Here is a 15,087-nt window from a genome sequence, read left to right as displayed (position 1 = left end):
CGATGATCGGGCAATCCAGCCGTGTCTCGGCAATGGGCGTTCGCGAAATGCGAACGCTTGGGGGGGATGTGGTGAATTCAAATCAGTCTTCGCGAGCAGGCTCGCTCCCACAGGGTTTCGTGGCGGCTGCAGATTTTGTGTTCAACACACATCCACTGTGGGAGCGGGCTTGCCCGCGAAGAGGCCGGAACATTCACTGGAGATCTATGCGCCCTGCCCGCGCAAATGCTCGAACAACAACCGACTCACCGGCGACAACCGCGCCTCATCCCGCACCACCACAATCAACGCGCGATCCGACCAGTCATCCGTCAACGGCACCGCGTGCAACCCCAGCGCCTGACCAAACAGTTCATAAGCACGCTGCGGCAGAATGCCGATGCCCATGTTGGCCTGAACCATCCGGCACACCGCATCGAACCCCGGCACATGAATACGAATGCGCAGAACCTTGCCGGCCTGTCGCGCCGCCGCGTGGGTGCGCATATTGATCGAACTGGCGGCATGCAATCCGACGTAGTCGCTGTCGAGCGTTTCAGCGAACGCCACCGACTCGCGCGTGGCCAACGGATGCTCCGGCAGCATCACCACCAGCAGTTTGTCCTGACGGTACAACACGCTGTGCAAGCCTTTGGTGTCGCTGTCGTTGGAACAGATACCGAGATCTGCCACGCCATCGAGCACGCCTTGAATCACCCCGGCGCTGGGCCGCTCTTCAAGGTCGGTCTTGACCTGCGGATGCCGCGCGGAAAAATCGCGCAAGTCTTCGGGAAGAAACTGAATGATCGCCGAGAGGTTCGCCAGCATGCGCACATAACCGCGCACACCGTGGCTGTGTTCGCCGAGTTCCAGGCCCATTTTCTCGACGTTGAACAGCATCTGCCGGGCATGATGCAGCAAGGTTTCCCCGGCCGGGGTCAGCGTCATGCCCTTGGCCTGGCGCACGAACAGGCTGATCCCGAGTGCCTCTTCCAGCTCCATCAGCCGCTTGCTCGCTGCCGACACCGCGATGGCTTCGCGCGAGGCCGCGCGGGTCAGCGTGCCCTCTTCGTGCACGGCGACAAACAGTTGCAGGGTGATCAGGTCGAGGCGGCGGATCAGGCTTTTTTGCAACATGCGAGACTCGGCAGTGGCGGCGCAGAAGAGCGCTGAGCATAACGCCGTTCGCCGCCGCTGTACTCGTCTCAGAACGCGTTGCGAAAGATCTCCTCGATCTGGCGCTGATCTGCCGCCCGAGGATTGGTCAAACCGCAGGCGTCTTTCAGCGCATTGGTGGCGAGCAGCGGAATGTCACTGAGCTTGGCGCCGAGTTCACGCAAGCCACCGGGAATCTCGACATCTTTGGCCAGGCAGCGGATCGCATTGATCGCCGCCTGGGCGCCCTCCTCCGGGCTGAAACCACGGATATCAGCGCCCATGGCGTGAGCGACATCGGTCAGCCGCTCGGCACAGACCAGCGCATTGAACGTCTGCACATGGGGCAGCAGCACGGCGTTGCACACGCCATGGGGCAAGTCGTAGAAACCGCCCAACTGATGCGCCATCGCATGCACATAACCGAGCGAGGCGTTATTGAAGGCCATGCCGGCAAGGAACTGTGCGTACGCCATGTTTTCCCGCGCGGCAAGGTCGCTGCCGTCGCGTACGGCCAGGCGCAGGTTGTTGCTGATCAGGGTCATGGCTTTCAGCGCGCAAGCGTCGGTGATCGGGTTGGCGGCGGTCGAGACATAAGCTTCGATGGCGTGGGTCAACGCATCCATGCCGGTGGCGGCGGTCAGGCCTTTGGGCATGGCGAGCATCAACTCCGGGTCATTGACCGACAGCAGCGGCGTGACGTTGCGGTCGACGATGGCCATTTTCACGTGGCGCGATTCGTCGGTGATGATGCAGAACCGGGTCATCTCGCTGGCGGTACCGGCGGTGGTGTTGATGGCGATCAGCGGCAGTTGCGGTTTGCTCGATTGATCGACGCCTTCGTAATCACGGATCTGTCCACCATTGGTCGCGCACAGGGCAATGCCTTTGGCGCAATCGTGGGGTGAACCGCCGCCCAGCGACACGACGAAATCGCAGCGACTTTCCTTGAGCAGCCCCAGGCCCGACTCGACGTTGGCAATGCTCGGGTTCGGTTTGGCGCCGTCGAAGATCACCGAATCGATGTCCTGCATCGCCAGTTTCTCGGCAACCATCGCGGCCACGCCGGCCTTGGCCAACCCGGTGTCGGTGACGATCAGCGCCTTGCGAAAACCGTAGTTGCGGATCGCGACCATGGCTTCGTCGAGGCAGCCGCTGCCCATGATGTTGACCGCCGGAATGAAAAAGGTGCTGCTCATGGTGCATCTCCTGACTGAGGCCGAATCGACTGCGCCGATCCGGCGGATGCACACAGGATCGACCGATCGGTCACGACCGATGTTGATCTGGCTCAATGCCCGCTCGTGATAAAGTCGCCGCCCATCAGCCCCTTTGTTTTGAGACGCCTGCGCAATGACCGATTTTCTGGATGTCGACGCCACCCTCGAAGACTGGAACGCCTTGCGCGCCACCAGTGACTTCAACGGCCTGCTGGTGGGCAATGGCGCCAGTCGTGCGGTGTGGGATGACTTCGGCTATGACTCGCTGTTCGAAAACGCCCGTACCGTTGAAGAGAAACCGCTGAGCCCGTCGGAACTGGCGGTGTTCGACGCCATGCAAACGCGCAGCTTCGAGCAGGTACTCGGCGCGCTGAAAACCACCAGCCGGGTCAACAAAGCGTTGGCCGTCAGCTCAGCGGCACCGCGTAATCGCTACTACGCGATCAAGGAAGCGTTGATCAACACCGTGCACGCCGTGCACATTCCCTGGCGACTGGTGCAAGCCTCGACCCTGGCGACGCTGAATGAAGAACTGGCGCGCTATCGCACAGTGTTCACCACCAATTACGACTTGCTCAACTACTGGGCCCTGCAGCACAACAGCGAGGCCATCGACGATTTGTTCAACGGCGCCAGCGCGAGTTTTGATCTGAGCGAAACTGACACCGCCAAACCGCGCTTGCTGTACCTGCACGGTGGCCTGCATCTGGTGCGCAATCAGGACGGCACAGCGCGCAAGCTGACCTCGACCGAAGGCACGCTGCTCGGCAGTTTCGCGATCAACAATACGATCAAGACGCTGGATGACGTGCCGCTGTTCGTTACCGAAGGGCCGAGCGCGGACAAGCTCAAGACCATTCGCAGTTCGGATTATCTGTCGTTCTGTTATCAGCAGTTGTTGGGGCATGGCGGCGGTTTGTGCATCTTCGGTCATGCGTTGGGCGAACAGGATGCGCACATCGTCCGGGCACTGCGTTTGGCCAAACCTGCGACGGTAGCGATCTCGATTTATCCGCGCAGTGCGGCGTTTGTTCAGCATCAGAAGCGGCATTACGCGCAGGTGTTTGAGGGCACGGGTGTGGAGTTGCGGTTTTTTGATGCCAAGAGCCATGCGCTCGGCAATCCGAAGTTGTCGGTGCCCGTCGAGGTTTGAAGCAAGATCAAAAGATCGTCCGAAGGCTCGGGCCGCGTTCGGACGATCTTTTGATTTCAGGGTTCAATCCTCAGCGCTGTGCACCACCACCAGCAACTGCGCCTGCACCTCACCCACCGAGCGGATCCGGTGCGGCTTTTGCGCATTGAAGTGCAGCGCATCACCGCGTTCCAGCAGCACTTTCTCGTTCATGAAATCCACTTCGACCCGCCCTTCGTGGACGAACAGAAACTCCTCGCCCAGATGCTCCTTGAAGGTCTTGTCAGTGAACTCGCTGGGCGGGTAGATGATGAACGGCAGCAGATTGCGTTCGCTGACCTGATGGGCCAACACGGCATACCCGGGACTCTGATCATTCGCGGCCAGTGACTGACGCTCGTGGCTGCGCACCAGGCTGTAGGTGTCGAGGCTGACGTTGTCTTCGGAGAACAATTCCTCGACTTTCACATTCAGCGCTTTTGCCAGTTTCAACGCGGCAGCAATCGACGGGGTGTTCAGCCCGCGTTCGACCTTGGACAGATAACTCTTGGTCATGCCGGATTTTTCGGCCAGCGCCTCAAGGGTTACGCCAAGTTTTTTTCTCAATAATTTCAAACGGATAGACATGCGCAGCAGTTATTCCATGGAGGAAGCGACGATTTGTGCTTGCCAATGACACATTGTGTCATATAGCCTCTTTCGTGTCATTTGCAATCACCCAAAGGACACAGACATGGCCAAGACATTAGCACTACCCAAAGACCAACTGGTCAAGCAAGCGCTGACCCAGATGCAAAAAAGCCTGGCGGATAATACGTGGACGGACCGGCAAAAGCTGGCCCTGACCTCCCGGATTCTCTTCGAGAACGGTCATGACTCCGGTCTGGCCGGACAAATCACCGCCCGTGGCCCGCAGCCCGGCACCTATTACACTCAGCAATTGGGCCTGGGTTTCGACGAAATCACTGCGAGCAATCTGCTGCTGGTCAACGAGGATCTGGAAGTCCTCGAAGGTCACGGCATGGCCAACCCGGCCAACCGCTTCCACAGCTGGGTGTACCGCGCTCGCCCGGATGTGAACTGCATCATCCACACCCACCCGACGCACGTGGCGGCGTTGTCGATGCTGGAGGTGCCGCTGCAGATTTCCCACATGGACCTGTGCCCACTGTACGACGACTGCGCATTTCTCGAAGGCTGGCCGGGTGTGCCGGTGGGTAACGAAGAAGGCGAATTGATCGCCGGCGCGCTGGGCGACAAACGCGCGATCCTGCTTTCGCACCACGGTCAGCTGTCGACCGGGACGACGATTGAAGAGGCCTGTGTCATCGCCCAACTGATCGAGCGCGCGGCCAAGTTGCAACTGCTGGCGATGGCGGCCGGCACGATCAAGCCGATCATCCCTGAGCTGGGCCGCGAGGCGCACGACTGGATCGCCAAGCCGAAACGTCACGCCGCCGCCTTCAACTACTACGCCCGGCAGAACCTGCGCCAACACGCCGATTGCCTGAACTGAAACCTGTTACGGAGAGATTCCCATGTCCACTATTCACGGCATCATCGGCTACACCATCACCCCGTTTGGCGCCAACGGCGAAGAGCTGGACCTGCCAGCGCTCGGTCAATCGATCGATCGCCTGATCGACAGCGGCGTCCACGCCATCGCACCACTGGGCAGCACCGGCGAGGGCGCTTACCTGAGCGATGCCGAGTGGGATCAGGTGGCGGAGTTCAGCATCAAGCACGTGGCCAAACGCGTGCCGACCATTGTCAGCGTGTCCGACCTGACCACCGCCAAAGCCGTACGCCGCGCACGTTTCGCTGAAGCCCATGGCGCCGATGTGGTGATGGTGCTGCCGGCTTCGTACTGGAAACTCACAGAAGCGGAAATCCTCGCCCACTACCGCGCCATCGGCGAGCGCATCGGCGTGCCGATCATGCTCTACAACAACCCGGCCACCAGCGGCACCGACATGTCGGTCGATTTGATTCTGCGCATCGTCAACGGCGTGGAAAACGTGACCATGGTCAAGGAGAGCACCGGCGATATTCAGCGCATGCACAAGCTGCAATTGCTCGGCGAAGGCCAGGTGCCGTTCTACAACGGCTGCAATCCGCTGGCGCTCGAAGCGTTTGCCGCCGGGGCGAAAGGCTGGTGCACGGCGGCGCCGAACCTGATCCCGCAGTTGAACCTGGATCTTTATGACGCGGCCATGGGCGGCGATCTGGATCGGGCGCGGGATCTGTTCTATCGCCAGTTGCCGCTGCTGGATTTCATTCTGAAGGGGGGCTTGCCGGCGACGATCAAGGCCGGATTGCGGCAGACCGGGCTGGAGGTGGGCGATCCACGTTTGCCGGTCTTCCCGTTGAGTGAGGCGGGCCAGACTCAGTTGCAAGCAATCCTGAAAACCCTGCGCTGATCCACTGACAACGCAAAAACCTGTGGGAGCTGGCTTGCCAGCGATGGCGGTGAATCATTCAACATCAATGCTGAATGAAATGACCTCATCGCTGGCAAGCCAGCTCCCACAGGAATGGTGGTGGATTTGAAAGTGAGGTCAGAGCACCGGCAAAGTCTTGTCCTTGATCACCTTGCTCGGTCCATTCGCCTTCACACTGGCAATGCCTTTATCGCACGCCGCCTCCGACGAATAGGATTCGCTGCTGCCAATGATCTGGTGGTTGGCCGCTTTCAGATTGAAGTACGGGTGGCCGTCCTTCGTCGATTTCTTCTCGTAGCGCTCATCGAGCGGGCTGTTGGTTTGCACCGAAGCGATGCCGCCGTCGGCCGCTGCGCGAGTGGTGTACAGCTCGCTGGTCAGAATCGTTTCGGCGTTCGCCGCTTTCAGCACGAACCTGAACTGGCCGTTGCTGCTTTTACTGAGTTCGTACCATCCGGACATGCTCGTTTCTCCTTGGCGATTGAGAGATTTCGCGCTTCAGAGTAAAGACCAGTCCTGATTATCTGTCGCCTGTACCGGCCCTATCGCTGGCAAGCCAGCTCCCACAGGGGTCTCCTGTGTGCTCACTACCTGAGCCTCACCGCTAAACCTGTGGGAGCAGGCTTGCCAGCGATAGGGTCAGCCCGGTGTCGGCTATTTCACCACCGCCCGCACCACCGACAACTCCGGCGCACTCACCCGCCGCTGACTCAGATAGCGCATACAACTCACCCGCAGGAACGACGCAAAGTTCACCACCTCACCGCGATAGTCCATCACCTCTTCATACAGCTTGGCGATCAACTGGTTGGTGGTCATGCCGTCGACCTCGGCGATTTCGCTGAGGATGTCCCAGAACTGATTCTCCAGGCGCAACGTCGTCACCACCCCGCAGATGCGCAGCGAGCGCGAGCGTGACTCGTAGAGAATCGGGTCGGCCTTGACGTAGAGCTCGCACATCGGCGATTCCTCGTTACAGAGTGATTTTGGTACCGAGCAAACCGAGGAAACCGGCCAGCCAGTTCGGATGCGCCGGCCATGCCGGGGCTGTGGCCAGATTGCCTTGAACGTGGCCGTCCGTCACCGGAATGTCGATGTACATACCGCCCGCCAGGCGCACTTCCGGCGCGCAGGCCGGATAGGCACTGCATTCGCGGCCTTCAAGAATACCCGCCGCCGCCAGCAACTGCGCGCCGTGGCAGACCGCGGCAATCGGTTTGCCGGCCTTGTCGAAGGCGCGCACCAGATCGAGGACTTTTTCGTTCAGGCGCAGGTATTCCGGGGCTCGACCGCCGGGGATCAGTAGTGCGTCGTAATCGGCTTCGCTGACCTTGGCGAAATCGAAGTTGAGGGCGAACAGGTGACCGGGTTTTTCGCTGTAGGTCTGATCGCCTTCGAAATCATGGATCGCGGTGCGCACGGTTTTACCCGCAGCCTTGTCCGGGCACACGGCGTGGACGGTGTGACCAACCATTTGCAGGGCCTGGAACGGCACCATCACTTCGTAATCTTCGACGTAATCGCCGACCAGCATCAGGATCTTTTTCGCGGCCATGGGGAGGTCTCCTCTGGGGGAATGCTTGAGAGTATTCAAGGTAGACCTTATCCGCGAGGTCGGGTAACAACCGGCTACTACCGAGTTGACTCATCGCTGGCAAGCCAGCTCCCACAGGTTCTGAGGCGACCACCGATGTTGTGTTCAACTCGGACACTGTGGGAGCTGGCTTGCCAGCGATGCGATCTCAAACTGTACGGATAAGTCTGTGCCTAGCTGTAACAGCCCGAACTGCAGGGTTTATGGCTTTATGAAGGTCATTCCCTGCCACCTTCAATTCCGGTCCCCCATCATGTCCTCGCGAGAAAACACCGGCATGGCCCTCGGCCTGCTCGGCGTGGTGATTTTCAGCCTCACCCTGCCCTTCACCCGCATCGTGGTGCAGGAACTGCACCCGCTGCTCAACGGTTTGGGCCGCGCTTTGTTCGCAGCGATTCCGGCGGCGTTGCTGCTTTTGTGGCGGCGCGAGAAATGGCCGACGTGGCAGCAAGTCAAAGGCCTGAGTCTGGTGATTGCCGGGGTGATTCTGGGTTTTCCGGTGTTGTCGGCATGGGCCATGCAAACCTTGCCGGCGTCCCACGGTGCGCTGGTCAATGGGCTGCAACCGTTGTGCGTGGCGCTGTATGCCGCGTGGTTGTCCCACGAACGTCCGTCAAAAGCCTTCTGGGCCTGCGCGGCATTGGGCAGTGCGCTGGTGCTCGGATATGCGCTTTACACCGGGGCCGGCAGCATTCAGGCAGGCGATCTGTTGATGCTCGGCGCAATTGCAGTCGGAGGACTGGGCTACGCCGAGGGCGGCCGGTTGGCCAAGGAGATGGGCGGCTGGCAGGTGATCTGCTGGGCGCTGGTGCTGTCAACGCCGCTGTTGATCGGGCCGGTGTTGTATCTGGCGCTGCAACATCAGGGCGCGGTGTCGGCCAAGACCTGGTGGGCGTTCGGTTATGTGGCGTTGTTTTCGCAGTTTCTCGGATTTTTCGCGTGGTACGCGGGGCTGGCCATGGGCGGGATCGCTCGGGTCAGTCAGATCCAGTTGCTGCAGATCTTTTTCACCATCGCCTTTTCGGCGTTGTTCTTTGGTGAACATGTCGAGCCGATTACCTGGGTGTTTGCCTGCGGGGTGATTGCGACTGTCATGCTCGGCCGTAAAACCGCTGTGCGCCCGGCGCAACCTGCTACAGCTTGAACACATAACCTTGTAGGAGCTGCGGCACGCTGCGATCTTTTGATCTTGTTTTTTAAAGATCAAAAGATCGCAGCGTGCCGCAGCTCCTACAGGGACCGAGTCAGGCGAGATAGCCATCCGCGCGCAGCAAGGTTTCCAGGCAGTGCTCGCTGATGTTGTAGAAGTCTTTCAACTCCTGAATCTTCACCAACAAATGCGCCGGGTCCACCGGCTCGGAGCGTTTTACCGCGAGAATCATCTTGTTCTTGTTGGTGTGATCCAGCGAGATGAACTCGAAGACCTTGGTCTCATAACCGCAGGCTTCAAGGAACAATGCGCGCAGACTGTCGGTGACCATTTCGGCCTGCTGGCCCAGGTGCAAACCGTATTGCAGCATCGGTTTGAGCAGCGCCGGGCTCTGGATTTGCAAGCGGATCTGTTTGTGGCAGCACGGCGAGCACATGATGATCGACGCGCCCGAGCGGATGCCGGTGTGGATCGCGTAGTCAGTGGCGACGTCGCAGGCATGCAGGGCGATCATCACGTCCAGTTCACTCGGCGCCACGCTGCGTACGTCACCGCACTTGAACACCAGCCCCGGATGATCGAGTTTTGCCGCCGCGGCGTTGCACAGGTTGACCATTTCTTCACGCAGTTCGACGCCAGTGACTTCGCCCTCGGCCTTCAAGGTGTTACGCAGATAATCGTGAATGGCGAACGTCAGGTAACCCTTGCCCGAACCGAAATCCGCCACCCGCACCGGTTTGTCCAGCGCCAGCGGCGACGAGGTCAGGGCATGGCTGAACACTTCGATGAACTTGTTGATCTGCTTCCACTTGCGCGACATCGCCGGGATCAGCTCATGTTGCGCATTGGTTACGCCCAGATCCTTGAGGAACGGCCGGCTCAACTCGAGGAAGCGGTTTTTCTCGCGGTTGTGCTCAGCGGACGGTGCTTCGCGCAATTGCTGAGGTTTGCTCTTGAACAGCGAACTCTTGCCTTTTTTGCTGTATTCGAGCTGGGCTTCATCAGTAACTGCGAGCAAATGCGCATTTTTGAAAGAGGCCGGCAACAGCTCGGCAATCATCGCCACGCCTTCAACCAATGGCAGGTTTTTGGTGATGTCGCGGGTTTTGTAGCGATAGACGAACGACAGGTTCGGCTGCGCTTTGACGGTCACCGGTTTGATGATGACCCGCTGCAGATCCGCCTCTTCACCGACGTATTTGGCCAGCACCAGTTTGATGAAGCCGTTTTGTTCGAGACTGCTTTGCAGCAGCTCGATGAACTGGGCGTGGTGATCGGACGCAGGCTGGGTGGCAGGAGCAGTAACGGACATGAAAAAGCGGCCTCGGACGGGCGAAATCGGGAATGGCGGGTATTTTAGGGGGGTTGGGGGTTGGGGACACGCTCTTATTTACCCAACGGTTGTCAGAAGCACCCTCACCCTAGCCCTCTCCCAGAGGTAGAGGGGACTGACCGAGGTGTTTTCACGAGTTACACCGACCTGAAATACCGAGCCGAACTCAGGTTTGAAAGGCCCCCGATCTGCTCCCTTTCCCCCTCTCCCATTGGGAGAGGGCTGGGGTGAGGGGGTGGATCTCTGCGTCGACGAATAATCCAGGTCTTACCCCAGCACAATCAACCGATTCGGCAACTCATTCCTCACCTGCGTCACCGGCACATGCACCTTCAGCAATTCCCCACACGCCTCGATGCACGTGACGAACCCTTCCAGCGTGCGCCCCTGCCGCACCTGCTCGGTAAACGCCGCGACAATCGCATCCCAGGATTTATTATCGAGCCGTTTGGAAATCCCCTCATCCACCAGAATCTCCACATACCGCTCCGCCTCGCAGACAAAAATCAGCATGCCGGTGCTGCCCACGGTGTGGTGCAGGTTCTGCTCGAGAAACTGCCGGCGCGCCAGGTTTGACGCACGCCAATGCCGCACGCGGCGCGGAATCAGATGGGTGGTGATTTTCGGCAGACGAAACAGCAGGCACAGCACGATAAACGCCCCCCACTGCACCAACAGCAGACTGCGCAGGGTCAGCCACCCGGTCAGGTAGTGCACGACGCCCGGCACCACCAGCGCCAAGAGACTCGCCCACAACAGCGGGATATACGCATAGTCATCGGCGCGGGCAGCCAGCACCGTCACCAGTTCGGCGTCGGTGTCGCGCTCGACCCGAGCAATCGCCTCGGCGACTTTGCGTTGTTCGTGTTCGGTCAGTAGTGCCATGTTGAAAAGTGCCTGCTCATTATTCTTCTGATATCACCAGCCGCCGGACGAACCACCGCCGCCGAAACTGCCCCCGCCGCCGCTGAAGCCTCCGCCTCCACCGCCGCCGCCAAACCCGCCACCACCGCCAAAGCCGCCCCCTCCTCCGGAGCCGCCACGGCCGGCAGGCAGGATACCGAGCATCTGGCAGACAAACACCGTCAGGATGAACAACATCACCAAAAACACGAACAATCCCGGATGCCGCGAGATGAAATCATCGGATGGATCACCGCTGGGTTCATACACCGTCGATGGCTCGTCGAGCGGATTGCCGCCCAGCACCACCAGCATCGCCGCGACGCCATCGCTGATGCCTTTGCTGAAATTGCCAGCCTTGAAGGCGGGCGTAATGACTTGATGGATGATCACTGAAGTCTGCGCGTCGGTCAGCCGATCCTCCAGTCCATAACCGACTTCGATACGCAGTTTGCGCTCGTCACGGGCAACGATCAGCAGCGCGCCGTTGTTCTTGTCCTTTTGACCAATCGCCCAATGGCGGCCGAGCTGGACGCCGAAGTCCTCAATGGTCGTACCTTGCAGATCCGGCAGCGTGACCACGACCAACTGCTCGCCGGTCGCCTGCTCGTGGGCCTGCAATTGCTGGCTCAGTTGCGCGCGCACCGACGGCTCGAGCATCTGCGCTTCGTCCACCACCCGGCCGCTCAGCGCCGGGAACGTCAACTCGGCCTGGGCGCTGACGGCGAACAGCCACAGCATCAGCACCAGGCCCATTTTCAACACACGCATGAATACCCCCCACCGATCCCCTGTAGAAGCTGCCGAAGGCTGCGATCTTTTGATCTTGTTTTTTTACCGACCAACATCAAAAGATCGCAGCCTTCGGCAGCTCCTACACAGGTGTGTTTTCAGAATTTGACCTGGGGTGCCTTATCGGCATCTGGTGTGGTGGCTTCGAAGGTTTCGCGGATCGGCAGGTCGCTGTACATCACGCTGTGCCAGAGACGACCGGGGAAGGTGCGAATCTCGGTGTTGTATTTCTGCACCGCCAGGATGAAATCGCGCCGTGCCACAGCGATGCGGTTTTCCGTGCCTTCGAGTTGCGATTGCAGGGCGAGGAAGTTCTGGTTGGCCTTCAGATCCGGATAACGCTCGGACACCACCATCAAACGGCTCAATGCGCCGGTCAGTTGATCCTGCGCCTGCTGAAACTGTTTGAGCTTCTCGGGATTGTCGAGGGTACTGGCGTCGACCTGAATCGAGGTCGCTTTCGCTCGGGCCTCAATCACGGCGGTCAGGGTTTCCTCTTCATGCTTGGCATAACCCTTCACCGTCTCCACCAGATTGGGGATCAGATCGGCGCGGCGCTGGTACTGGTTCTGCACCTGCCCCCATGCGGCTTTGGCCTGTTCGTCGAGGGTCGGGATATTGTTGATGCCGCACGCGGTCAACAGCGTGGCCAGCACCAGCAGTGTGGCGACCTGCAAACGCGAGCGATTGGTTGGGCTTACATTCATCGCAGTGATGCTCCTTGGCACATTTCATTATAAAAACCGAGCGCGAAACATTCTCCGCCGGCTCTTGGGGCATAATCGGCCGCGCCGCTGGATTACGACGCGCCAATGGGCTAAAAAGTGCCCTGCGCGATCACGCTGCCGCAGTGTCGGCTGTCGTTTTTGGCTCTGCTTTTTTGAGCCTGCACCCGAACAACAATAGTCGCTCCCTAAATTTTGGCTGGCCGGCGTTACCTCGCCGTTTGGGCCCTTGAGAAAAATATTCATGAAGAAGCTGTGTTTGCTGGGTCTGTTCGTCAGCCTGGCCAGTCATCAAGTATTGGCCGCCACGACCCCGGTACCCCTGGAAAACAAGGACGCGTTCATCAGCAACCTGATGAACCAGATGACCCTCGATGAAAAGATCGGCCAGCTGCGCCTGATCAGCATCGGCCCGGAAATGCCTCGCGAGCTGATCCGCAAAGAGATCGCCGCCGGCAACATCGGCGGCACGTTCAACTCGATCACCCGCCCGGAAAATCGTCCGATGCAGGACGCTGCCATGCGCAGTCGCCTGAAGATTCCGATGTTTTTTGCGTACGACGTGATCCACGGTCATCGTACGATTTTCCCGATTCCACTGGCCCTCGCCTCGAGCTGGGACATGGACGCCATCGGCCAGTCCGGCCGCGTTGCCGCGAAGGAAGCCGCCGCCGACAGCCTCGACATCACCTTCGCGCCGATGGTCGACATCTCCCGCGACCCACGCTGGGGCCGCAGTTCCGAAGGTTTCGGTGAAGACACCTACCTGACCTCGCGCATTGCCGGCGTCATGGTTCGCGCCTATCAGGGCGCCACCCCGAGCGCGGCCGACAGCATCATGGCCAGCGTCAAGCACTTTGCCCTCTATGGCGCGGTTGAAGGTGGTCGCGACTACAACACCGTCGACATGAGTCCGGTGAAGATGTACCAGGATTACCTGCCGCCGTACCGCGCCGCGATCGATGCCGGCGCCGGTGGTGTGATGGTCGCGCTGAACTCGATCAACGGCATTCCGGCCACCGCCAACACCTGGCTGATGAACGATCTGCTGCGCCGCGACTGGGGCTTCAAAGGCTTGGCGGTCAGCGACCACGGTGCAATCTTTGAGCTGATCAAGCACGGCGTCGCCCGCGACGGTCGTGAAGCAGCGAAGCTGGCAATCAAGGCCGGCATCGACATGAGCATGAACGACACCCTCTATGGCAAAGAGCTGCCGGGGCTACTGAAGTCCGGTGAGATCGAGCAGAAAGACATCGACAACGCCGTGCGTGAAGTGCTCGCGGCCAAGTACGACATGGGCCTGTTCAAGGACCCGTACCTGCGCATCGGCAAGGCTGAAGACGATCCGGCCGACACCTACGCCGAAAGCCGTCTGCACCGCGCCGAGGCACGTGAAGTCGCGCGTCGCAGCCTGGTGCTGTTGAAGAACCAGAATGAAACCCTGCCGCTGAAGAAAGACGCAAAAGTCGCGCTGGTCGGCCCGTTGGCCAAAGCGCCGATCGACATGATGGGCAGCTGGGCCGCAGCGGGTAAGCCTGCGCAATCGGTGACCCTGTTCGATGGCATGAGCTCGGTGATCGGTGACAAGGCGAACCTGATCTACGCCCGTGGCGCCAACATCACCAGCGACAAGAAAGTGCTGGACTACCTGAACTTCCTCAACTTCGATGCCCCGGAAGTGGTCGACGATCCGCGCCCGGCCAACGTGCTGATCGACGAAGCGGTGAAAGCCGCCAAGGACGCTGACGTGATCGTTGCCGCCGTGGGCGAATCCCGTGGCATGTCCCACGAATCCTCCAGCCGTACCGACCTGAACATCCCGGAAAACCAGCGCGAGCTGATCCGTGCGCTGAAAGCCACCGGCAAACCACTGGTACTGGTGTTGATGAACGGCCGCCCACTGACCATTCTCGAAGAGAACCAGTCGGCTGACGCGATTCTGGAAACCTGGTTCAGCGGCACCGAGGGCGGCAACGCCATCGCCGACGTGCTGTTCGGCGACTACAACCCTTCGGGCAAACTGCCGGTGACCTTCCCGCGCTCCGTGGGCCAGATCCCGACGTACTACAACCACCTGAGCATTGGCCGGCCGTTCACGCCGGGCAAACCGGGCAACTACACCTCGCAGTATTTCGATGACACGACTGGCCCGCTGTTCCCGTTCGGGTATGGCCTGAGTTACACGCAATTCGCCCTGAGCGACATGGCGCTGTCGTCGACCACCCTGAACGCCACCGGCAAGCTCGACGCCAGCGTCATGGTGAAAAACACTGGCAAGCGTGACGGCGAAACCGTGGTGCAGTTGTACATTCAGGACGTCACCGGCTCGATGATCCGCCCGGTGAAGGAACTGAAGAACTTCCAGAAAATCATGCTCAAGGCCGGCGAACAGAAAGTCGTGCACTTCACCATCACTGAGGATGACCTGAAGTTCTACAACGCCCAGCTCAAGTACGCGGCGGAGCCCGGCAAGTTCAACGTGCAGATCGGTCTGGATTCCCAGGACGTGACGCAACAGAGCTTCGAGTTGCTGTAACCGCAACAACACTGCAAAAACCCTGTGGGAGCGAGCCTGCTCGCGAAAGCGGTCATTCAGATAAACAATTGCTGACTGACACACCGCCTTCGCGAGCAGGCTCGCTCCCACATTGGATTTAGGGTGT

General features: G+C 59.8%; 15 protein-coding genes. 5 read left to right on the top strand and 10 right to left on the bottom strand.

Annotated features, from left to right (window positions below):
- Positions 1-204 precede the first annotated feature (204 nt).
- Both RMV17_RS06695 and yiaY read right to left on the bottom strand, forming a co-directional pair.
- Entirely contained in the window at positions 205-1,116 is a 912-nt protein-coding gene (locus RMV17_RS06695; protein ID WP_311886068.1) for a LysR family transcriptional regulator, read from the bottom strand.
- A 68-nt stretch (positions 1,117-1,184) separates the two neighbouring features.
- On the bottom strand, positions 1,185-2,333 hold the full coding sequence (gene yiaY, locus RMV17_RS06690) for an L-threonine dehydrogenase (RefSeq protein ID WP_311886067.1): 1,149 nt from the start codon (positions 2,331-2,333) through the stop codon (positions 1,185-1,187).
- Between the two features lie 154 nt (positions 2,334-2,487).
- Here yiaY and RMV17_RS06685 point away from each other — a divergent pair, with 154 nt between their 5' ends.
- A complete protein-coding gene (locus tag RMV17_RS06685; RefSeq protein ID WP_311886066.1) occupies positions 2,488-3,507 on the top strand; it encodes a DUF4917 family protein in 1,020 nt (339 codons plus the stop codon).
- Between the two features lie 63 nt (positions 3,508-3,570).
- On the opposite strand, the gene RMV17_RS06680 is transcribed toward RMV17_RS06685, so the two are convergent.
- A complete protein-coding gene (locus RMV17_RS06680; protein ID WP_311886065.1) occupies positions 3,571-4,113 on the bottom strand; it encodes an XRE family transcriptional regulator in 543 nt (180 codons plus the stop codon).
- A 106-nt stretch (positions 4,114-4,219) separates the two neighbouring features.
- On the opposite strand from RMV17_RS06680, the gene RMV17_RS06675 reads away from it, so the two are divergent.
- Complete coding sequence (locus RMV17_RS06675; protein ID WP_311886064.1) at positions 4,220-5,002, top strand: aldolase; 783 nt, start codon at positions 4,220-4,222, stop codon at positions 5,000-5,002.
- A 22-nt stretch (positions 5,003-5,024) separates the two neighbouring features.
- On the top strand, positions 5,025-5,906 hold the full coding sequence (locus tag RMV17_RS06670) for a dihydrodipicolinate synthase family protein (protein WP_311886063.1): 882 nt from the start codon (positions 5,025-5,027) through the stop codon (positions 5,904-5,906).
- Positions 5,907-6,044: 138 nt separating this feature from the next.
- Here the strand turns inward: RMV17_RS06670 and RMV17_RS06665 are convergent, their stop codons facing one another.
- The 3 genes from RMV17_RS06665 to RMV17_RS06655 all read right to left on the bottom strand — a co-directional run bounded on the left by RMV17_RS06665 (position 6,045) and on the right by RMV17_RS06655 (position 7,482).
- Positions 6,045-6,389 (bottom strand): YegP family protein, encoded by a 345-nt coding sequence (locus RMV17_RS06665; RefSeq protein WP_034153098.1) that lies wholly within the window; start codon positions 6,387-6,389, stop codon positions 6,045-6,047.
- Positions 6,390-6,581: 192 nt separating this feature from the next.
- Positions 6,582-6,887: a ribbon-helix-helix domain-containing protein gene (locus RMV17_RS06660; protein WP_007916314.1), complete on the bottom strand. Its 306-nt coding sequence runs from the start codon at positions 6,885-6,887 to the stop codon at positions 6,582-6,584.
- A gap of 13 nt (positions 6,888-6,900) precedes the next feature.
- Positions 6,901-7,482, bottom strand: coding sequence for a DJ-1/PfpI family protein (locus RMV17_RS06655; RefSeq protein WP_311886062.1), 582 nt, complete (start codon positions 7,480-7,482; stop codon positions 6,901-6,903).
- A 292-nt stretch (positions 7,483-7,774) separates the two neighbouring features.
- On the opposite strand from RMV17_RS06655, the gene RMV17_RS06650 reads away from it, so the two are divergent.
- Entirely contained in the window at positions 7,775-8,665 is an 891-nt protein-coding gene (locus RMV17_RS06650; protein WP_108225299.1) for a DMT family transporter, read from the top strand.
- A gap of 100 nt (positions 8,666-8,765) precedes the next feature.
- Here the strand turns inward: RMV17_RS06650 and RMV17_RS06645 are convergent, their stop codons facing one another.
- The 4 genes from RMV17_RS06645 to RMV17_RS06630 form a co-directional block, all read right to left on the bottom strand.
- Positions 8,766-9,983 carry an SAM-dependent methyltransferase gene (locus tag RMV17_RS06645; protein ID WP_311886061.1) on the bottom strand — a complete coding sequence of 406 codons (1,218 nt, stop codon included), beginning with the start codon at positions 9,981-9,983 and terminating at the stop codon, positions 8,766-8,768.
- Between the two features lie 288 nt (positions 9,984-10,271).
- Complete coding sequence (locus RMV17_RS06640; protein WP_038358258.1) at positions 10,272-10,889, bottom strand: TPM domain-containing protein; 618 nt, start codon at positions 10,887-10,889, stop codon at positions 10,272-10,274.
- A 33-nt stretch (positions 10,890-10,922) separates the two neighbouring features.
- Positions 10,923-11,678 (bottom strand): TPM domain-containing protein, encoded by a 756-nt coding sequence (locus tag RMV17_RS06635; protein WP_311886060.1) that lies wholly within the window; start codon positions 11,676-11,678, stop codon positions 10,923-10,925.
- Positions 11,679-11,797: 119 nt separating this feature from the next.
- Complete coding sequence (locus RMV17_RS06630) at positions 11,798-12,406, bottom strand: LemA family protein (protein ID WP_034153093.1); 609 nt, start codon at positions 12,404-12,406, stop codon at positions 11,798-11,800.
- 262 nt (positions 12,407-12,668) lie between these two features.
- Between RMV17_RS06630 and bglX the strand changes: the two genes are divergently transcribed.
- Complete coding sequence (bglX, locus tag RMV17_RS06625; RefSeq protein ID WP_311886059.1) at positions 12,669-14,960, top strand: beta-glucosidase BglX; 2,292 nt, start codon at positions 12,669-12,671, stop codon at positions 14,958-14,960.
- Positions 14,961-15,087 lie beyond the last annotated feature (127 nt).

This window comes from Pseudomonas sp. VD-NE ins (genome assembly GCF_031882575.1).
Classification (GTDB): domain Bacteria; phylum Pseudomonadota; class Gammaproteobacteria; order Pseudomonadales; family Pseudomonadaceae; genus Aquipseudomonas; species Aquipseudomonas fluorescens_BZ.
This window is presented reverse-complemented; position numbering and strand designations above follow the sequence as displayed.